Origin of the sequence: Acidovorax sp. (genome assembly GCF_034519795.1) — a bacterium.
Lineage (GTDB): Bacteria > Pseudomonadota > Gammaproteobacteria > Burkholderiales > Burkholderiaceae_C > Acidovorax.
In genome coordinates this window covers 206581-225158 of record NZ_JAXHOB010000027.1, presented here as the reverse complement: position 1 = coordinate 225158, position 18578 = coordinate 206581, and the positions used below count along the sequence as shown (strand labels likewise).

Annotated in this window: 21 protein-coding genes; 19 read left to right on the top strand and 2 right to left on the bottom strand. The window is 64.9% G+C overall.

Going from position 1 to position 18578, the window contains the following annotated elements; translation table 11 throughout:
• Nucleotides 1–688 (bottom strand): SAM-dependent methyltransferase (locus tag U5N23_RS28705; RefSeq protein ID WP_322596100.1); only part of this gene is annotated, 688 nt, incomplete at its 3' end.
• The gene (locus tag U5N23_RS28700; protein ID WP_322596099.1) at nt 685–1284 is read right to left on the bottom strand and encodes a Maf family nucleotide pyrophosphatase; all 600 of its coding nucleotides are present in this window, start codon (nt 1282–1284) and stop codon (nt 685–687) included. The genes U5N23_RS28705 and U5N23_RS28700, both read right to left, overlap by 4 nt.
• 25 nt (nt 1285–1309) lie before the next feature.
• Between U5N23_RS28700 and U5N23_RS28695 the strand changes: the two genes are divergently transcribed.
• The 19 genes from U5N23_RS28695 (at nt 1310) to recO (ending at nt 18571) form a co-directional block, all read left to right on the top strand.
• Nucleotides 1310–1861: a YceD family protein gene (locus tag U5N23_RS28695; protein ID WP_322596098.1), complete on the top strand. Its 552-nt coding sequence runs from the start codon at nt 1310–1312 to the stop codon at nt 1859–1861.
• 97 nt (nt 1862–1958) lie between these two features.
• Nucleotides 1959–2141, top strand: a complete 183-nt coding sequence (rpmF, locus tag U5N23_RS28690) for a 50S ribosomal protein L32 (protein ID WP_005794249.1) — start codon at nt 1959–1961, stop codon at nt 2139–2141.
• 108 nt (nt 2142–2249) lie between these two features.
• Nucleotides 2250–3302 (top strand): phosphate acyltransferase PlsX, encoded by a 1053-nt coding sequence (gene plsX / locus U5N23_RS28685; RefSeq protein ID WP_322596097.1) that lies wholly within the window; start codon nt 2250–2252, stop codon nt 3300–3302.
• Nucleotides 3302–4279 carry a beta-ketoacyl-ACP synthase III gene (locus U5N23_RS28680; protein ID WP_007848202.1) on the top strand — a complete coding sequence of 326 codons (978 nt, stop codon included), beginning with the start codon at nt 3302–3304 and terminating at the stop codon, nt 4277–4279. Before plsX ends, U5N23_RS28680 begins: the two co-directional genes overlap by 1 nt.
• A gap of 56 nt (nt 4280–4335) precedes the next feature.
• The gene (gene fabD, locus U5N23_RS28675) at nt 4336–5286 is read left to right on the top strand and encodes an ACP S-malonyltransferase (RefSeq protein WP_322596096.1); all 951 of its coding nucleotides are present in this window, start codon (nt 4336–4338) and stop codon (nt 5284–5286) included.
• Nucleotides 5283–6029, top strand: coding sequence for a 3-oxoacyl-ACP reductase FabG (gene fabG, locus U5N23_RS28670; protein ID WP_322596095.1), 747 nt, complete (start codon nt 5283–5285; stop codon nt 6027–6029). The genes fabD and fabG overlap by 4 nt, the downstream gene beginning before the upstream one ends.
• 103 nt (nt 6030–6132) lie before the next feature.
• Complete coding sequence (gene acpP / locus U5N23_RS28665) at nt 6133–6372, top strand: acyl carrier protein (RefSeq protein ID WP_003058049.1); 240 nt, start codon at nt 6133–6135, stop codon at nt 6370–6372.
• Between the two features lie 48 nt (nt 6373–6420).
• The gene (gene fabF / locus U5N23_RS28660) at nt 6421–7665 is read left to right on the top strand and encodes a beta-ketoacyl-ACP synthase II (protein ID WP_322596094.1); all 1245 of its coding nucleotides are present in this window, start codon (nt 6421–6423) and stop codon (nt 7663–7665) included.
• 111 nt (nt 7666–7776) lie between these two features.
• Complete coding sequence (locus U5N23_RS28655) at nt 7777–8280, top strand: hypothetical protein (protein WP_322596093.1); 504 nt, start codon at nt 7777–7779, stop codon at nt 8278–8280.
• A 13-nt stretch (nt 8281–8293) separates the two neighbouring features.
• Nucleotides 8294–8923, top strand: a complete 630-nt coding sequence (rpoE, locus tag U5N23_RS28650) for an RNA polymerase sigma factor RpoE (protein WP_322596092.1) — start codon at nt 8294–8296, stop codon at nt 8921–8923.
• Between the two features lie 56 nt (nt 8924–8979).
• Nucleotides 8980–9636, top strand: a complete 657-nt coding sequence (locus tag U5N23_RS28645) for a sigma-E factor negative regulatory protein (protein ID WP_322596091.1) — start codon at nt 8980–8982, stop codon at nt 9634–9636.
• Nucleotides 9637–9665: 29 nt separating this feature from the next.
• Nucleotides 9666–10748: a MucB/RseB C-terminal domain-containing protein gene (locus U5N23_RS28640; protein ID WP_322596090.1), complete on the top strand. Its 1083-nt coding sequence runs from the start codon at nt 9666–9668 to the stop codon at nt 10746–10748.
• A 115-nt stretch (nt 10749–10863) separates the two neighbouring features.
• A complete protein-coding gene (locus U5N23_RS28635) occupies nt 10864–12336 on the top strand; it encodes a DegQ family serine endoprotease (RefSeq protein WP_322596089.1) in 1473 nt (490 codons plus the stop codon).
• A gap of 522 nt (nt 12337–12858) precedes the next feature.
• Complete coding sequence (gene lepA, locus U5N23_RS28630) at nt 12859–14667, top strand: translation elongation factor 4 (protein WP_322596088.1); 1809 nt, start codon at nt 12859–12861, stop codon at nt 14665–14667.
• On the top strand, nt 14667–15641 hold the full coding sequence (gene lepB / locus U5N23_RS28625) for a signal peptidase I (protein ID WP_322596087.1): 975 nt from the start codon (nt 14667–14669) through the stop codon (nt 15639–15641). Before lepA ends, lepB begins: the two co-directional genes overlap by 1 nt.
• Nucleotides 15642–15679: 38 nt before the next feature.
• On the top strand, nt 15680–16045 hold the full coding sequence (locus tag U5N23_RS28620; RefSeq protein WP_322596086.1) for a DUF4845 domain-containing protein: 366 nt from the start codon (nt 15680–15682) through the stop codon (nt 16043–16045).
• Nucleotides 16045–16728, top strand: a complete 684-nt coding sequence (gene rnc, locus U5N23_RS28615; RefSeq protein WP_322596085.1) for a ribonuclease III — start codon at nt 16045–16047, stop codon at nt 16726–16728. The genes U5N23_RS28620 and rnc overlap by 1 nt, the downstream gene beginning before the upstream one ends.
• Nucleotides 16725–17735 carry a GTPase Era gene (gene era, locus U5N23_RS28610; protein ID WP_322596084.1) on the top strand — a complete coding sequence of 337 codons (1011 nt, stop codon included), beginning with the start codon at nt 16725–16727 and terminating at the stop codon, nt 17733–17735. The genes rnc and era overlap by 4 nt, the downstream gene beginning before the upstream one ends.
• Before the next feature lie 68 nt (nt 17736–17803).
• The gene (gene recO / locus U5N23_RS28605; RefSeq protein WP_322596083.1) at nt 17804–18571 is read left to right on the top strand and encodes a DNA repair protein RecO; all 768 of its coding nucleotides are present in this window, start codon (nt 17804–17806) and stop codon (nt 18569–18571) included.
• Nucleotides 18572–18578: the final 7 nt, after the last annotated feature.

Below are 18578 nucleotides of genomic sequence, written 5' to 3'. Positions count from 1 at the left end.
GGGTGTGGGGCTGCAGGGTCTGCACCAGGGCCTGCCAGAGCGCGGGGTTGCGGTAGGGCGTTTCGATGAACAGCTGGGTCTGTCCGGTCTTGAGGGCCAGGGATTCGAGCTCGCGGATGCGCTGCGTGCGTTCCTGCCCGTCCTGCGGCAGGTAGCCGGCGAAGGCAAAGCTCTGGCCATTGAGGCCGCTGGCGGCCAGGGCCAGCAGCAGCGAAACCGGGCCGACCAGTGGCACCACGGGAATGCCCAGGTCGTGCGCGGCGCGCACCACGGACGAGCCCGGGTCCGCCACGGCCGGCATGCCGGCCTCGCTGACCAGGCCCATGGCATGCCCGGCCAGTGCCGGGGCCAGCAGGGGCCTGGCGTCGAAAGTGGCCGAGCCTTTGTCGCCGTGGTCCCCCTTCTTGTGCACTTCGCGGGGCAGCTCGGTGATCTGTTGCTGCTGCAGGGGCGTTGCCAGTGGGTGCAGGGCATCGATGCGCTTCAAGTAGGCGCGGGTGCTCTTGGCGTTCTCGCAGATCCAGTGGGTGAGCTGCGCGGCCTGCTGCAGGGTGCCGGCGGGCAGGGCCTCCTGCAGCGGGATTTCCACGTCGCAGCCGAAGTCGAGCGGGGCCGGCACCAGGTACAGCGTGCCGCTGGCGGCGGCGCCGGATGGCGCATCCGTGGGCGTGGCGGGGCGGGTGCTCATGGCAGGACCACCCCGGCGGCGCGCAGCATGCGGCAGGTGCGGATCAGCGGCAGGCCGATGAGGGCCGTGGGGTCGTCGCTGTGGATGGCGTCGAGCAGGGCGATGCCCAGGCCCTCGCTCTTGGCGCTGCCGGCGCAGTCGTAGGGCTGTTCGGCGCGCAGGTAGCGCTCGATTTCGTCGTCCGTCAGGTCGCGAAAGCGCACTTCCACGGGGGCGATGTCCACCTGCTCGAAACCGCTGGCCTGGCACACGGTGGCCACGGCGGTCTGGAAAATCACGGTGTGCCCGCGCATCTGGCGCAATTGCAGCACGGCGCGTTCATGGGTGCCGGGCTTGCCCAGCGATTGGCCGGCCAGGTCCGCCACCTGGTCGGAGCCGATGACCACGGCTTCGGGGTGAAGGCGGGCTACGGCCCGGGCCTTGGCCAGGGCCAGGCGCAGGGCCAGATCGCGCGGGGCTTCGCCTGGTGCGGGGGTCTCGTCCACGTCGGGCGAGGCGACCTCGAAAGGCAGGTTCAGGCGCGACAGCAGTTCGCGCCGATAGCGCGACGTGGAGCCCAATACCACAGGGCGTTGCGGGGCAGGGGATTGATGCATTCGCTGATTCTCTTACACTGCCGCCATGACCAAGGAATTCTCAGTGGACCGGCTCGACGTCAAGGCCTTCGCCTTGGCCGGCGCGCGCCTGGCCGGCCATGATTCCCTTTTGAAGTATGAGCGCCTGGCCCAGGAGGCCCGGGGCCTGCACCCCGACCTGCTGGTGGACTGGCAGGCGCAGGGGGAAGTGCGCACGGCGCTCGGCGGTGCCAGCCAGGTGTGGCTGGTGCTCAAGGTGCGTGCCACCTTTCCGATGGAGTGCCAGCGCTGCCTTGCGCCCGTGGACGTGCCGCTCGAGGTGGACCGCGCCTTCCGCTTCGTGGCCGACGAGGCCACGGCCGAGGCTCTGGATGACGAGAGCGATGAGGATCTGCTGGCCATGAGCCGCGAATTCGACCTGCATGAGCTGATCGAGGACGAGCTGCTCATGGCACTGCCCGTGGTGCCCAAGCATGACGAGTGCCCCACCGCCGTGCCGCTGGCATCGTCGGATGACGATTTCGAGGAGGCGAATGCCGACAAGCCCAATCCTTTTGCGGCGCTGGCAGGCCTCAAAAAGGACACTAGGAAGCACTGAGTCGTTTGGGCTATAATCGAGGGCTTCGCGCGAATCCCCTCGTGTCTTCTATGGGCCCATCGCGTATTTACCAACCTATTTAAGACCAGGAGCCATCATGGCCGTTCAGCAAAACAAAAAGTCCCCTTCCAAGCGCGGTATGCACCGTTCGCACAATGCCCTGAATGTGCCAGGCATTGCAGTGGAACCCACCACCGGCGAAACCCATCTGCGTCACCACATCAGCCCCAACGGTTTCTACCGTGGCCGTCAGGTGCTCAAGAACAAGTCTGAAGCCTGATCTTCAGTACCCCTCAAAGGCCCGTTGCTACTAAATTTGTAGCGCGGGCCTTTGTTTTGACCGTTGTATCCATCTTCCGGCCCGCGCTGTTGGCCGGACAAGTCGCCCATGATCACACTGGCTGTTGACTGCATGGGGGGCGATCACGGCCCCCGCGTCACGCTCGCGGCGTGCCGTCAGTTCCTTGGCAATCACCCGGATGCCCGCTTGCTGCTGGTCGGCCTGGCGGACAGCCTGAAGGATTTTTCCCACGACCGCGCCACCATTGTCCCCGCCACCGAGGTGGTGGCCATGGACGACCCGGTCGAAGTGGCCTTGCGCCGCAAAAAAGACTCTTCCATGCGCGTGGCCATCCAGCAGGTCAAGGATGGCACGGCGGCGGCTGCGGTCTCTGCCGGCAACACCGGCGCCCTGATGGCCATTGCGCGCTACCTGCTCAAGACCCTGGACGGCATCGACCGGCCTGCCATTGCCACCCAGTTGCCCAACAACCAGGGGCGCGCCACCACGGTGCTCGACCTGGGTGCCAATGTGGACTGCTCGGCAGAGCATCTGCTGCAGTTCGCGGTGATGGGCTCGGCCTTGGTGTCGGCCCTGCGCGATGATGGCGGGGAGCCCACCGTCGGACTGCTCAATATTGGTGAAGAAATCATCAAAGGCAGCGAAATCATCAAAAAAGCTGGCGAACTGCTGCGATCTGCGGCGGAAGCGGGTGATCTCAATTTCTACGGCAACGTCGAGGGCAATGACATCTTCAAGGGCACGGTGGACATCGTGGTCTGTGACGGATTTGTCGGCAACGTGGCGCTCAAGGCCAGCGAAGGGGTCGCGGCCATGGTAATTGGAGGGCTCAAGAATGAGTTTTCCCGAAACATTTTTACCAAAGCTGCTGCCATCGTCGCTTATCCGGTGCTAAAAGCTCTGATGGCCCGTATGGACTACCGGCGCTACAACGGCGCAGCCCTGCTCGGGTTGCGCGGACTGGTGTTCAAGAGCCATGGTTCGGCCGATGCCATGGCCTTCGAGCAGGCCTTGAACCGGGCGTATGATGCAGCCCGCAACAACCTGCTCGACCGTGTCCGGGCCCGGATTGCGCATGCGGCGCCGCTCCTGGCCCCTGCCGATGCCCAGCCCCGGCCTGCAGCGGCGACGACACATTAATGAGACGCTATTCCCGCATCACCGGCACTGGCAGCTATCTGCCACCGCGCCGGCTCACGAATGCCGACCTGGTGGCCGAGCTGGCCCGTGATGGCATCGAAACTTCGGACGAATGGATCGTCGAGCGCACGGGAATCCGGGCGCGGCATTTTGCAGCCCCCGATGTGGCGGCCAGCGATCTGGGTCTCGAAGCGGCGCGCAATGCCCTTTCGGCTGCGGGCCTGCAGGCGCAGGACATCGACCTGATCATCGTCGCCACGTCCACGCCGGACATGGTGTTTCCCTCGGTGGCCTGCATTCTGCAGAACAAGCTCGGGGCCAACGGCTGCCCGGCCTTCGATGTGCAGGCCGTGTGCAGCGGCTTCGTCTATGCGCTGTCGGTGGCCGATGCCATGATCCAGACCGGCGCTGCCAACCGCGCCCTGGTGATCGGCGCCGAGGTGTTCAGCCGCATCCTCGATTTCAAAGACCGCACCACCTGCGTGCTGTTCGGTGATGGTGCCGGGGCCGTGGTGCTGGAAGCGTCCGACACGCCGGGCATCCTGTCGAGCGACCTGCATGCCGATGGCAAGCATGTCGGCATCCTGTGCGTGCCGGGCAATGTCTCGGGTGGCCAGGTGCTCGGCGATCCCGTGCTCAAGATGGACGGACAAGCCGTGTTCCGGCTGGCCGTAGGGGTGCTGGAAAAGGCGGCCCACGCGGTGCTGGCCAAGGCCGGCTTGACCGAGGCCGATGTGGACTGGCTGATTCCCCACCAGGCCAACATCCGCATCATGCAGGGCACGGCCCGCAAGCTCAAGCTGCCGATGGACAAGGTGGTGGTCACGGTGGACCAGCACGGCAATACCTCGGCGGCCTCCATTCCGCTGGCGCTCGACCACGGTGTGCGCAGCGGGCAGGTCAAGAAGGGTGAAACGCTGCTGCTCGAAGGCGTTGGCGGTGGATTCACCTGGGGCGCCGTGCTCCTGAAGCTGTAGGTTGCCGCCCCTGGGCGGTCTGCAGAACCCGATTCCTTTTATCTACCTGTGCTGGCATGAAGTCATTTGCATTTGTTTTTCCCGGGCAGGGCTCACAGTCGGTTGGCATGCTCGATGGCTGGGGTGATCACCCGGCGGTTGCCGAGGCCCTGCGCGAAGCCTCGGATGCGCTGGGCGAAGACATTGCCCTGCTGATCAAGGAGGGGCCCAGGGAGGCCCTGGCCCTGACCACCAACACCCAGCCCGTGATGCTGGCCGCCGGTGTGGCGGCGTGGCGTGTGTGGCGTGCCGAGGGCGGTGCCACGCCTGTCGCGCTGGCCGGACACTCGCTGGGGGAGTACTCGGCGCTGGTCGCCGCAGGCGTGTTGACGCTGTCGCAGGCAGCCCCTCTGGTGCGCCTGCGCGCCGCCGCGATGCAGGAGGCCGTACCCGTGGGCACCGGTGCCATGGCGGCCATCCTGGGCATGGATGCTTCCAAGGTCATCGCCGGTTGCGCCGAGGCGGCAGCCACGTTCGGTGCAGGCAGCACCGAGGTGGTGGAGGCCGTGAATTTCAACGACCCCATCCAGACCGTGATCGCTGGCACCAAGGCCGCGGTGGACAAGGCCTGCGAGGTGCTCAAGGCCGGCGGCGCCAAGCGCGCGCTGCTGCTGCCGGTGTCGGCGCCTTTCCATTCGAGCCTGATGAAGCCCGCAGCCGACAAGCTGCGCGAGGCGCTGGCCAGCGTGGCGCTGGCGGCGCCCGCCATTGCCGTGGTCAACAACGTGGATGTGGCGGTACACAGCGATGCCGACGCGATCCGTGATGCCCTGGTGCGCCAGGCCTTTGGCGCGGTGCGCTGGGTGGAGTGCGTGCAGGCGCTCAAGGCGCGCGGCGTGACGCACATCGTGGAGTGCGGCCCCGGCAAGGTGCTGGCGGGCCTGACCAAGCGCATCGACCCCGAACTGGTCGGTGCGGCAGTATTTGACACGGCCTCGCTGGCCGAAGCACGGGAGTTGCTGGCATGACGGAATCTGTTCAACCCACCCAGGTGGCCCTGGTCACCGGCGCGTCGCGCGGCATCGGCGCGGCGATTGCACTGGAGCTGGCCGTGCGCGGCTACCAGGTGGTCGGTACGGCCACCACCGACGAGGGTGCGGCGCGCATCTCTGCGGCCCTGGCGGGTTACCCGGGCAGCAAGGGGGTCAACCTCAACGTGAACGACGGTGCGGCCATCGAGGCCACCGTCGATGCCATCGTCAAGCAGCAGGGCGGCCTGCACGTGCTGGTGAACAATGCCGGCATCACGCGCGACACGCTGGCCATGCGCATGAAGGACGACGACTGGGATGCGGTGCTGGACACCAATCTCAAGGCGGTCTTTCGCGTGAGCCGTGCCGCGATCCGTCCCATGATGAAGCAGCGTTTCGGGCGCATCATCAGCATCACCAGCGTGGTCGGTGCATCGGGCAATCCGGGCCAGGCCAACTACGCTGCCGCCAAGGCCGGTGTGGCCGGCATGACGCGCGCACTGGCGCGCGAGCTGGGCAGCCGCAGCATCACCGTGAATTGCGTGGCCCCCGGGTTCATCGAGACGGACATGACGGCAGGCCTGCCCGAAGAGCAGCAAAAAGCCCTGCAAACGCAGATCGCTTTGGGCCATCTGGGCAAGCCTTCGGACATCGCCCACGCGGTCGCCTACCTCGCTTCACGCGAGGCGGGCTATGTGACCGGGCAGGAGTTGCATGTCAATGGCGGCATGTACATGTAATTGTTGAAAGATAACGCCGGTTCATCCGGACGGCGGGCTGCTGAGGGGCTTCTCCTTAAGCGGCTAGAATCGCGGATTCATTCACAACCCCCAGAGGGAAACCATGAGCGATATCGAAGCACGCGTCAAAAAAATCATTGCCGAACAACTCGGTGTGGAAGAGTCCCAAGTCACCAATGAAAAGGCCTTCGTGGCAGACCTCGGTGCCGACTCGCTCGACACGGTGGAGCTGGTGATGGCCTTGGAAGACGAGTTCGGCATCGAGATCCCTGACGAAGACGCCGAGAAGATCACGACGGTGCAAAACGCCATCGATTACGCCAACACCCACCAGAAGGCCTGAGCCGGCGCACTGCGCCTGACTTGAGCGATCAGCAGAAGGTTTTTACGCATGAGCCGTCGTCGCGTTGTCGTGACCGGCCTGGGTTGCGTCAGCCCCGTGGGAAACACGGTGGCCGATGCCTGGGCCAATGTCCTCGCTGGAAATTCCGGCATTGACCTCATCACCAAGTTCGATGCGTCGAACTTTGCCTGCAAGATTGCAGGGGAGGTCAAGGGGCTTGACCTGGAGTCGTACATCAGCGCCAAGGATGCGCGCGCGATGGACACCTTCATCCATTTCGGCATCGTCGCGGCAGCGCAGGCCATCCAGGATGCGGGGCTGCCCACCGGAGAGGCGCTGGACGACGAGTTCGCCACGCGCATCGCCTGCGTGATCGGATCTGGAATCGGCGGCCTGCCGCTGATCGAGGACACCCATGCCGAGCTGACCAACCGCGGGCCACGGCGCATCACGCCGTTCTTCGTGCCGGCATCCATCATCAACATGGTGGCGGGCCACGTGTCCATGCGTTTTGGCTTCAAGGGTCCGAACCTGGCAGTGGTGACGGCCTGCACGACGGGTCTGCACTGCATCGGCGAGGGCGGCCGCATGATCGAGTACGGCGACGCCGACGTCGTGATTGCCGGTGGCACGGAATCCACGGTGTCGCCCCTGGGCATCGGCGGCTTTGCCGCGATGCGTGCGCTGTCCACCCGCAACGACGATCCCAAGACGGCGTCGCGCCCCTGGGACAAGGACCGCGACGGCTTCGTGCTGGGCGAGGGAGCTGGCGTGCTGGTGCTCGAGGAGTATGAGCACGCCAAGGCCCGTGGCGCCAAGATCTATGCCGAGCTCAGCGGCTTCGGCATGAGTGCCGATGCCGGCCACATGACCGCTCCGAACATGGACGGCCCGCGCCGCGCCATGGTCAGCGCCATGCGCAACGCCGGCGTCAACCCCGGGGATGTGGGCTACCTGAACGCGCACGGCACTTCCACGCCCCTGGGTGACCTCAACGAGACCAATGCCATCAAGGCGGCGCTGGGCGATGCCGCCTACAAGACCGTGGTCAGCTCCACCAAGTCGATGACGGGCCACCTGCTGGGTGGCGCGGGCGGGATCGAAAGCGTGTTCACCGTGCTGGCGCTTCACCACCAGAAGGTGCCGCCGACCATCAACCTGTTCAACCAGGATCCCGAGTGCGATCTCGATTACTGTGCCAACACGGCCCGTGATCTGAAGATGGACTATGCGCTCAAGAACAACTTCGGCTTTGGCGGGACCAACGGCTCCCTGGTGTTCAAGCGGGTCTGAGCGACCTTTGCCTGCACGGCCTGGCTTGTGTAGCGCAGCCATGGCGCGCGCTGGCACGCGGTTTGCGGCAAACTGCAGGGCGATGATGTCCCTGCATTGCCCTTTTCCTCCATGAAATCTGCGGCGCGCCAGGCTCCTGCCGTGCGCTTTCCGGTGCGGCGCAGCCGCGCCGTGGGCGGCGTGCTGGCCGCCATCGCGCTGCTCGGAAGTGCAGCGTTGCTGGCCTGGTGGCTGCTCGGGATCGATCAGGGGCGGGCATCTGCCGGCGTCGGCGTTGCCGCCTGGCTGGCTGCGGTGGCCGGTGCCTGGCACTGGTGGCGTGGCCAATTTTGCGGGGAGCTGCAATGGGATGGCCAGCAGTGGCGGCTGGACAGCCTGCTGCCGGGGCGCTCGCCGATGCCGCTGCAAGGCGCGCCCGAGGTGCAGTGGGACCTGCAAGGCCACCTGTGGGTGTGTGTGCATGCAGCCGCCGGGCGGCCGCGCATCTGGCTATGGCTGGAGAGCCGCCAGCAGCCCGAGCGATGGCCTGATCTGCGCCGTGCGGTATATTCGCGCGCCGGAACGGGCACGGTGAGTGCCGGAGAATTCGCGCCGATCCACAGCCGACAGGCGTGAACCCAGAGATTCGATGACAGCCCAAACGCCGCCTCCCACACCCGACAACAGCGATCTTCTCCTGGTGGAGCGCACGGTGGCGGGCGACCAGCGGGCGTTCGAGCTGCTGGTCATCAAGTACCAGCGCCGCATCGAGCGCCTGATCGGTCGCATGGTGCGCGATACCGACCTCATCCCGGACATCGCCCAGGAAACCTTCATCCGCGCCTACCGGGCCCTGCACCAGTTCCGGGGCGATGCCCAGTTCTACACCTGGCTGTACCGGATTGCCGTCAATACGGCCAAGAAGGCGCTGATGGACATGAAGCGCAACCCGGTGATTTCGGAGAATGCGCTGAGGGGCGCCGACGATGACGATGAAACTTCTCGTGTCGGACACGAACTAACCAGCGACGAAACCCCTGAAACGGTGCTGGCGGCCAATGAAATAGCCCAGGCGGTGAATGCCGCCATGGAGGCGCTGCCCGAGGATTTGCGCCAGGCAGTGACATTGCGCGAGATCGAGGGGCTCAGTTACGAAGAGATCGCCGCCGCCATGGGGTGCCCCATCGGCACGGTGCGGTCGCGTATTTTCCGTGCGCGGGAGGCGATTTCGGCCCGCGTGCGCCCGATGCTGGAAAACCAGACGGGCAAAAGGTGGTGATGGTGGTGTACGGCAAGGGCGAAGCAGTGTCTGGTGGCGGATATGCAGGTGAGACCATGAACAATGATGTGACGACGACGAAGCGCGAACAGATTTCGGCACTGGCCGATGGCCAATTGCACGGCGATGCGTTTGCGGACGCCATGGCGTGTGCCGTCGATGACGATGGCCTGGCCACCTGGCAGCTCTACCACATGGTGGGGGATGTGCTGCGGTCGAACGAGCTGGCGCGGGCCGACGGCAGCAACCTGCTGCTTGCGCGCCTGCGCGAACAGATGGCCCAGGAGGCCCCGGTGCAGCGCCCGGTGGCGCTGGCGCCCGAGCCCGAACTGGCCGTGGTGGCGCAGGCGCAGCTGCCTGCGGCCAATGCCTCGGTGTTCCGCTGGAAGATGGTGGCCGGCGTGGCCTCCCTGGCGGCCGTGGCGGCCATCGGTTGGTCGTCCCTCGGCGTATTGCAGGGTGGCAGCGCGTCCCCTGGCGCGCAGATGGCGGCTGTAGGGGCCCCTGTGCTGCCGGTGGCCCAGGTCTCCCAGGGCACGCCGCCCCCGGCACCTCTGGTCGCCGTGGCCGACAGCGAAGGGCAGCAGGTCATGATCCGCGACCCGCGCCTGGATGAACTGCTGGCGGCCCACAAGCAGTTTGGCAGCACCTCTGCGTTGCAGATGCCTGCGGGCTTCCTGCGCAACGCCACGTTTGCCACGCCCGGCCGGTGAAGGTTGCCGGCTGCCTCGCAATGGGATTGATGCCTGATTTTGCCCTCGTGGATGCCGCGCAGCGCCTGCGCTGGCGCCAGGTGATTACCAGCGCGGCCTGGTGGGTCTGTGCCGGCATGGCGTCCGTTGCGGGCGTCCATGCCCAGTCCGTGCAAGGGGCGCCGGGATCGGCGCTGCCACCGCTGTCGGTGGTGACCCCTGCCCGGGATATCGGCCAGTGGATCGAGCGCATGCACCAGGCGCCGCGCAACCGTTCCTATGTCGGCACCTTCGTGGTGCTGTCCTCTTCGGGCGCCATGTTCAGCTCGCGCATCTGGAATGCCTGTGATGGCAAGCAGCAGCTCGAGCGTGTGGATGGCCTGAGCGGCAAGCCACGCAAGGTCTTTCGGCGCAACGACGAGGTGCGCACCTTCCTGCCCGAGGAGCGCACCGTGCGCACCGAGCGTGGGGACGCGCGGGGGCTCTTTCCGCAATTGCCGTCGGTGCAGGGTACGTCCCTGGCAAAACACTATGAAGCCCAGATGCTGGGCCAGGAGCGCGTGGCAGGCCTGGATGCCGATGTGGTCTGGTTCAAGCCGCTGGACCCCTTGCGCTTCGGTTACCGCATCTGGAGCGAACGGGAGTCGGGTCTGGTGGTCAAGATGCAGACCCTGGCGGCGGACGGCAGGGTGCTGGAGCAGGCGGCGTTCTCCGAGCTCGACCTCAACGCCTCCGTTCCCATGGACAAGCTCGCGCGCATGATGGACGACCTGTCGGGCTACAAGGTGATCGCTCCGGCGGCGGTCAAGACGACGGCTCTGGACGAGGGGTGGAGGCTGCGCCAGCCGGTGGCGGGTTTCGTCGCCCAGAGCTGCCACAAGAGGGCGTCTGCGGCTTCTTCTGGCGCACCTGCAGTGCTGCAGTGCCTGTATTCCGATGGCCTGGCCACGGTGTCGCTGTTCGTGGAGCCTTTCGATGCGCAGCGCCACGGTGCGCAGGGCCAACTGGGCAGTGTCGGGGCCACGCAGATGCTGGGCCAGCGCATGGTGCCCGATGCCTGGGTGACGGCGGTGGGTGAGGTGCCGATGCAGACGCTGCGCCTGTTCGTCGGGGCGCTGGAGCGCGCGCGCTGATCCAGGTCGCCGCCCTGCGGCGGGGGCCGGGGGTTTCGGGAACCATTTGCCGGCCCTCCTTTCACATGCAGTGACAGATTTTTGACGTTCCCCCCCATTTCATGAAAGGTCGATGATGTCCAAGTTTGATTGGAGTACGCTGCGTGCCCTGGCGATGTTTGGCATGGTGGCGACAGTGGCCGGCGTGGCTGTGGTGCCCACGCAGGTGGCGATGGCGCAGTCCGCAGTGGTGCGTGGCTTGCCCGATTTCACCGACCTGGTGGACCAGGTCGGTCCCTCGGTCGTGAACATCCGCACGCGTGAAAAGGCCTCGGAGCGCTTGGGTGCGAACGGCATGGACGAGGAGATGCTGGAGTTCTTCCGCCGCTTCGGCGTGCCCATTCCCAACATGCCGCGCCAGCAGCGTCCCCAGCGCCCGCAGCAGGACGAAGAGCCGCAACCGCGCGGCGTGGGCTCGGGTTTCATTCTCACGGCCGACGGCTTCGTGATGACCAATGCGCACGTGGTCGACGGGGCGGACGAGGTCATCGTGACCTTGACCGACAAGCGGGAATACAAGGCCCGTATCGTGGGGGCCGACAAGCGCACCGACGTGGCCGTGGTCAAGATCGAGGCCACCGGGCTGCCGGCGGTGAAGGTGGGCGATGTGACCCGCCTGAAGGTGGGAGAGTGGGTCATGGCCATCGGCTCACCCTTCGGTCTCGAAAACAGCGTGACCGCCGGCATTGTGAGTGCCAAGGCACGCGATACCGGCGACTACCTGCCCTTCATCCAGACCGACGTGGCCATCAACCCCGGCAATTCCGGCGGCCCGCTGATCAACATGCGCGGGGAGGTGGTGGGGATCAACAGCCAGATCTATTCGCGCTCGGGCGGTTTCATGGGCATCTCTTTTGCCATCCCGATGGACGAGGCGATCCGTGTCAGCGAGCAGTTGCGCTCTTCGGGCCGCGTGACGCGTGGCCGTATCGGCGTGCAGATCGGCAACGTGACCAAGGACGTCGCGGAGTCGATCGGCCTGGGCAAGGCGCAAGGCGCTTTGGTGACCGGTGTCGAATCGGGCTCGCCTGCAGACAAGGCCGGGGTGGAGGCGGGCGACATCATCACCCGCTTCGATGGCAAACCCATCGAGAAGGTGGCAGACCTGCCGCGCCTGGTGGGCAACACCAAGCCGGGCACCAAGAGCGCCATCACCGTGTTCCGCCGTGGCAGTGCACGCGACCTGTCCATCACCGTTGCCGAGATCGAGCCCGACAAGCCGGTGGCCAGCAAGCCTGCGGAGCGCGAAGAGAAGCCCAAGGCATCGGCAGCGGCCCAGCAGTTGGGCCTGTCCGTGCTGGAGCTCACCGATGCGCAGAAGAAGGACCTCAAGCTCAAGGGCGGTGTGGCCGTGGCATCGGCCACCGATGCCGCTGCGCGTGCAGGCCTGCGCGAAGGCGATGTGATTCTTTCCGTTGCCAACACGGAGATCGCGGGCCTCAAGGAATTCGAGGCGGTGGTGTCCAAGGCGGACAAGAGCAAGCCCCTGAGCGTGCTCTATCGCCGCGGCGAATGGACCCAGTATGCGGTGATCCGTCCTCTGCGTTGAGGGGTCGGCGGGGTTCCCAGGGGGTATCGGAGAGGGGTGTCCCGATGGCAATTCCCTCTGCCCGGGGTCGGGTTTTCCGGGAAAATCGCGCCGGAACCTGAACCTCTCTGGGGCCCGAAAAAAATTTCAGGGGTTAGCTCTCGCTAACATCTGGAACAGGGCATCAACCAGTTTCGATAGAATGTAGGGGTCTGTTCAACCGTTATGTGCATATTGAACGGCTCCTGCTCCACCATGCGGGATGCCCCGTGTTCATGCACAGCTGATCCACAGCTCACCCACAAGTTGTTCATCGGTGCATGGTCTGGATCTGTGAATAAACTGTGTATAAAATTCCTGTTGCAGTCAGGCAACGACCCTTTTCCTGCCAGTGCCGGGCTGCTCCCGACACGCTTTTTGCCTACAATGAAGATCCAACTATCGCAGTTGCCAATGATTGTTGGTTCAGGGCGCGTCGCCACTCGACGCGCCCTTTTTTCTTGTGCGCGCCGTTTTAATTCAATTACTTGACGCTTCCCGTTGATGAACCACATCAGAAATTTTTCCATCATTGCGCACATCGACCATGGCAAGTCGACGTTGGCCGACCGCTTGATCCAGCGATGCGGTGGCCTTGCGGACCGCGATATGGAGGCCCAGGTTCTGGACTCGATGGACATCGAAAAAGAGCGTGGGATAACCATCAAGGCGCAGACCGCTGCGCTGCAGTACAAGGCCCAGGATGGGCAGGTCTACAACCTCAATCTGATCGACACGCCAGGGCATGTCGACTTCTCGTACGAGGTGAGCCGTTCGCTGTCGGCATGCGAAGGCGCATTGCTCGTCGTCGATGCCTCGCAGGGTGTTGAAGCACAGACCGTGGCCAACTGCTACACCGCGCTGGACCTCGGTGTGGAAGTGGTGCCCGTGCTCAACAAGATGGACCTGCCCAATGCCGATCCGGAGAATGCGAAGGCCGAGATCGAGGACGTGATCGGCATCGATGCAGGGGATGCGATTCCCTGCTCTGCCAAGACCGGCATGGGCATCGACGACATCCTCGAAGCCATCGTGGCCAAGGTGCCCGCACCGCGTGGCAATGCCGACGGCCCGCTGCGCGCGATGATCATCGACAGCTGGTTCGACAGCTACGTCGGCGTGGTGATGCTGGTGCGCGTGGTCGATGGCCGCCTGCTCAAGGGCGAGCGCATCAAGATGATGGCCAGCGAAGCGGTGTACAACGCAGACAACCTCGGTGTGTTCACCCCCGCCAACGAGCCGCGCAACTCGCTCGACGCGGGCCAGGTGGGCTACATCATCGCCGGCATCAAGGAATTGCAGGCCGCCAAGGTGGGCGACACCATCACGCTCGAAAAGAAGCTGCCCAACAACGCCGGGCCCGCCACCGAAGCGCTGCCGGGTTTCAAGGAAATCCAGCCCCAGGTGTTCGCCGGCCTGTACCCGACGGAAGCCAGCGAGTACGACTCGCTGCGCGACGCGCTCGAGAAACTCAAGCTCAACGACGCTTCGCTGCACTACGAGCCCGAGGTCAGCCAGGCGCTGGGCTTTGGGTTCCGTTGCGGCTTCCTGGGTCTGTTGCACATGGAGATCGTGCAGGAGCGCCTGGAGCGCGAGTTCGACCAGGACCTGATCACCACCGCGCCCAGCGTGGTCTACCAGGTGGTCAAGGCCGATGGCGAGACCGTCATGGTCGAGAACCCCTCCAAGATGCCCGACCAGGGCCGCCTGGAAGAGGTGCGCGAGCCCATCGTCACGGTGCACCTGTACATGCCCCAGGACTATGTGGGCCCGGTGATGACGCTGGCCAACCAGAAGCGTGGCGTGCAGATCAACATGGCCTACCATGGCCGCCAGGTCATGCTGACCTACGAGATGCCGCTGGGTGAGATCGTGCTCGACTTCTTCGACAAGCTCAAGTCGGTCTCGCGCGGCTATGCATCGATGGACTACGAGTTCAAGGAGTACCGTGCCTCCGACGTGGTCAAGGTGGACATCCTGCTCAACGGCGAGAAGGTCGATGCGCTGTCCATCATCGTGCACCGCTCGCAGTCGCAGTACCGCGGCCGGGCCGTGGTCGGCAAGATGCGCGAGATCATCAGCCGCCAGATGTACGACGTGGCCATCCAGGCGGCCATCGGTGCCAACATCATCGCGCGCGAGACCATCAAGGCCCTGCGCAAGAACGTGCTGGCCAAGTGCTATGGCGGCGACATCTCGCGCAAGCGCAAGCTGCTGGAAAAGCAGAAGGCGGGCAAGAAGCGGATGAAGCAGATCGGTTCGGTCGAGGTGCCCCAGGAGGCCTTCCTCGCCATTTTGCAGGTGGAAGATTGATGCAGTTCATGCAAGTTCTCACGGCCGCCATCCTGGCCGCCTTCATTGGCTACATCGGCTCCTGGTACTTTGGCCTCATCGAAGGAAATTTTGCGCTGCTGATGTTCCTGGCCACGGTGGTCACCGGTGCTTTCTGGCTCGCCGAGCGCCTGTACTTCCTGCCCCAGCGCCGCCGCGCGGCCCAGGCCATCGAGGATGCGGCCGTGCAGCGCCGGGCCGAACTGGACCGCATGGGCATCCAGAAGGTGGATGTGGATGTGCAGGAAGCCCAGGGGCGCTTGCTCATGCAGCCCTGGTGGCTGGATTGGACGGCCGGCCTGTTCCCGGTGATCGCCGCCGTGTTCGTGCTGCGCTCCTTCCTGTTCGAACCCTTCAAGATTCCTTCGGGCTCGATGATCCCGACCCTGCTGGTGGGGGACCTGATCCTGGTCAACAAATTCACCTATGGCGTGCGCCTGCCGGTGATCAACACCAAGATCATCGAGGGCAACAAGCCGGTGCGCGGCGATGTGATGGTGTTTCGCTATCCGCCGCAGCCCAGCCTGGACTACATCAAGCGCGTGATCGGCGTCCCGGGTGACGAAGTGGCCTATCTGAACAAGCGCCTCACGATCAACGGGCAGGCAGTGCCCACCACCAATGCCCCGGACTTCTTCGAGGAAGACACCATGCGCTACTTCAAGCAACTGGAGGAGCAGGTGGACGGCAAGCCCCACCGGCTGCTGAACAATCCCGAGGTCCCGGCATTCATCCAGGGCGCCAGCAATTTTGCGTACCGCGAGAACTGCCGCTACAGTGTCGAGGGTGTCGTCTGCAAGGTGCCCGAAGGCCACTACTTCATGATGGGAGACAACCGCGACAATTCGCTGGACTCCCGTTATTGGGGTTTCGTGCCGGACGCCAATATCGTGGGCAAGGCCTTTTTTGTCTGGATGAATTTCGGTAATCTCAAGCGCATCGGGCCTTTTCATTGACCGATAGCCCATTTCCATCAACATTGAGAGGGGAGAGCATGCACACCCATCGTTTTGCCAGCCGCTCGCGCCAGCGCGGCCTGTCCTTCATCGGCGTGATTTTCATCGGATTGATCTGCGTGGCAGCGTTTGCCATTGGCGGCCAGTCCTTGCCTATCTTTCTGGAATACCAGGCCATCAACAAGGCGGCAACCAAAGCTGCCAAGGAAGAGACCACGGTTCCCGGGATACGCGGTAGCTTCGACCGAGCCGCTTCCATTGACAATATCAGCTCCATTTCCGGCAAAGACCTGGAAGTGACCAAGCGCGGCGACAAGACCGTTGTGAGCTTCAAATATTCACGCGAGATCCCCCTCGCCGGTCCGGCGTTTCTCGTCTACCGCTTCGAGGGACAGACCAAGTAGTGTCCCCCAGTCTTCTTGCGCTGCAGGACCGCCTGCAGCACCCTTTTTCCGACCCCTCGCTGCTGCAACGCGCCATCACGCACCGCAGTTTTTCCGCCGACCACAATGAGCGGCTCGAATTCCTGGGGGACTCCGTCCTGAACCTCGCGGTGGCGAGCCTGCTGTACCAGCGCCTGGGGTCTTTGCCCGAAGGCGACCTCTCGCGTGTGCGGGCCAACCTGGTCAAGCAGGACACCTTGCACCAGCTGGCATTGCGCTTGCGCGTGTCCGAGGTGCTGCGCCTGGGCGAAGGCGAATCCAAGTCCGGTGGCCAGCAGCGCCCCTCGATCCTCGCCGATGCGCTGGAGGCGTTGATCGGCGCGGTGTACCTCGACGCCGGTTACCTCCAGGCCGAAGCCCTGGTGCACCGCCTGTTCCAGGCGGTGGAGATCAATCCGCAGATGCAGGCGGCCTCCAAAGACCCGAAGACCGCGTTGCAGGAGTGGCTCCAGGGCCGCAAAATGAAGCTTCCGCAGTATGCCGTCGTGGCCACCGTGGGGGCGGCGCACCGCCAGACCTTCGATGTCGAGTGCGATATTCCCGAACTGGGCCTGACCGAGCGTGGCATCGGCGGCTCCCGCCGTGCCGGCGAGCAGGCCGCGGCAGCGGCCATGCTGGCCACACTGAAAGCAAAGAACCTATGAACGACGACGCCACCCAAGACACGGCGGGCGATGCCGGCACCCCTCCTGCTTCCCAGACCCCGGGGGATCTGGATGCCATGCTGGCCGCTGCAGGCGCGCCGGCGGCCGTGCCGGGCCAGCGCTGCGGCGTGATCGCCATCGTCGGCAAGCCCAACGTGGGCAAGTCCACCCTGCTCAATGCCCTGGTGGGCCAGAAGATCAGCATCACCTCGCGCAAGGCGCAGACCACGCGCCACCGCATCACGGGCATCCGCACGCGCGAGCAGACCCAGTTCGTCTTTGTCGACACCCCGGGCTTCCAGACCCGCCATGCGACGGCCCTGAACAAGTCGCTCAACAAGACGGTGATGGGCGCCATCGGCGATGTGGACCTGATCCTTTTCGTCGTGGAGGCGGGCAATTTCACGCTGGCCGACGCCAAGGTGCTGTCGCTGTTCAAGCCCGGCATCCCGACCTTGCTGATTGCCAACAAGCTCGACATGGTCAACCGCCGCGCCGAACTGGCCCCCTGGCTCAAGAGCATGCAGGAGCGCCACCCGTTTGCCGAATTCGTGCCCATGTCGGCCAAGAACAAGGGCGACATCGAGCGCCTCTTCGGCATCTGTGCCAAGTACCTGCCCGAGCAGGCCTGGTGGTATGGCGAGGACGAACTCACCGACCGCAGCGAGAAGTTTCTGGCCAGCGAAACCGTGCGCGAGAAACTGTTCCGCTTCACCGGCGACGAGCTGCCCTACACCTCCACCGTGGTCATCGACAAGTTCGAGGAAGAGGCGAGCAAGCAGCACAGGCGCCTGGTGAAGATCGCCGCCACCATTGTCGTCGAGCGTGACAACCACAAGATGATGGTCATCGGCGACAAGGGCGAGCGCCTGAAGCGCATCGGCACCGAGGCCCGCCAGGAGCTTGAAAAGCTCATGGACGCCAAGGTGTTCCTGGAGCTCTGGGTCAAGGTGCGCTCGGGCTGGGCCGACGACGAAGCGCGCGTGCGCTCCTTCGGCTACGAGTGAGGATGGCCGCCGCGGTGCTCCACACGCCGGGTCTTCGTGCGCCCGCAGCGTAAAGAAGAAAGCCGCCCGTGGCCGTTGCCAAGCGCATCTCCGATGAGCCCGCCTTCGTGCTGCACAGCTACGACTGGAGCGAATCGAGCCTGATCCTGGAGGTGTTCTGCCGCCGCCAGGGCCGCGTGGCACTGGTCGCCAAAGGTGCCAAGAAGCCCAGCTCCAACTTCCGCCCCGTGCTGCTGCCGCTGCAGCCGCTGCTGCTCACCTACACCCTGTCGGGCGATGGCTTGGCCGACATCCATGCCCTGAAAGGGGCCGAATGGGTGGGTGGGCATGTCATGCCCACGGGCGATGCCCTGCTGTCGGGCATGTACCTCAACGAATTGCTGCTGCGCCTGCTCGCCCGGGCCGATGCGCACACTGCGTTGTTCGATGACTATGCCGGCGTGGTGCGCGTGCTTGCCAGCGAGCATGGCGATGCGCTCGAGCCTGTGCTGCGCAGCTTCGAGCTGCTGCTGCTGCGCGAGATCGGCCTCTTGCCCAGCCTGGATGCGCAGACCATGACCCTGGAACCCCTGCACCCCACCACGCGCTACACGCTGGTGGCCGAAGGGGGATTGCGCACGGCCTCTTCGGGCGATCGTGTCGCGCTGCCGGGCAGCCAGTGGCAGGCCCTGCAGGCGGCGCTGGACAGCCATGCATCCAGCTATACCGCCACCCTGCGTGCCTGCGCGCCCGTGGCCGCCGAGCTCAAGCCCCAGCTGCGGGCGCTCTTGCAATACCATTGCGGCAGTCCCACGCTGCGCACCCGCCAGCTCATGATGGATCTGCAGTCTCTCTGACCTCTCC

Bases quoted from the DNA above. Each gene is read 5' to 3' on its own strand.
- U5N23_RS28700 (WP_322596099.1), bottom strand. From the start codon at position 1,284: ATGCATCAATCCCCTGCCCCGCAACGCCCTGTGGTATTGGGCTCCACG.
- U5N23_RS28695 (WP_322596098.1), top strand. From the start codon at position 1,310: ATGACCAAGGAATTCTCAGTGGACCGGCTCGACGTCAAGGCCTTCGCC.
- rpmF (WP_005794249.1), top strand. From the start codon at position 1,959: ATGGCCGTTCAGCAAAACAAAAAGTCCCCTTCCAAGCGCGGTATGCAC.
- plsX (WP_322596097.1), top strand. From the start codon at position 2,250: ATGATCACACTGGCTGTTGACTGCATGGGGGGCGATCACGGCCCCCGC.
- U5N23_RS28680 (WP_007848202.1), top strand. From the start codon at position 3,302: ATGAGACGCTATTCCCGCATCACCGGCACTGGCAGCTATCTGCCACCG.
- fabD (WP_322596096.1), top strand. From the start codon at position 4,336: ATGAAGTCATTTGCATTTGTTTTTCCCGGGCAGGGCTCACAGTCGGTT.
- fabG (WP_322596095.1), top strand. From the start codon at position 5,283: ATGACGGAATCTGTTCAACCCACCCAGGTGGCCCTGGTCACCGGCGCG.
- acpP (WP_003058049.1), top strand. From the start codon at position 6,133: ATGAGCGATATCGAAGCACGCGTCAAAAAAATCATTGCCGAACAACTC.
- fabF (WP_322596094.1), top strand. From the start codon at position 6,421: ATGAGCCGTCGTCGCGTTGTCGTGACCGGCCTGGGTTGCGTCAGCCCC.
- U5N23_RS28655 (WP_322596093.1), top strand. From the start codon at position 7,777: ATGAAATCTGCGGCGCGCCAGGCTCCTGCCGTGCGCTTTCCGGTGCGG.
- rpoE (WP_322596092.1), top strand. From the start codon at position 8,294: ATGACAGCCCAAACGCCGCCTCCCACACCCGACAACAGCGATCTTCTC.
- U5N23_RS28645 (WP_322596091.1), top strand. From the start codon at position 8,980: ATGAACAATGATGTGACGACGACGAAGCGCGAACAGATTTCGGCACTG.
- U5N23_RS28640 (WP_322596090.1), top strand. From the start codon at position 9,666: ATGCCTGATTTTGCCCTCGTGGATGCCGCGCAGCGCCTGCGCTGGCGC.
- U5N23_RS28635 (WP_322596089.1), top strand. From the start codon at position 10,864: ATGTCCAAGTTTGATTGGAGTACGCTGCGTGCCCTGGCGATGTTTGGC.
- lepA (WP_322596088.1), top strand. From the start codon at position 12,859: ATGAACCACATCAGAAATTTTTCCATCATTGCGCACATCGACCATGGC.
- lepB (WP_322596087.1), top strand. From the start codon at position 14,667: ATGCAGTTCATGCAAGTTCTCACGGCCGCCATCCTGGCCGCCTTCATT.
- U5N23_RS28620 (WP_322596086.1), top strand. From the start codon at position 15,680: ATGCACACCCATCGTTTTGCCAGCCGCTCGCGCCAGCGCGGCCTGTCC.
- era (WP_322596084.1), top strand. From the start codon at position 16,725: ATGAACGACGACGCCACCCAAGACACGGCGGGCGATGCCGGCACCCCT.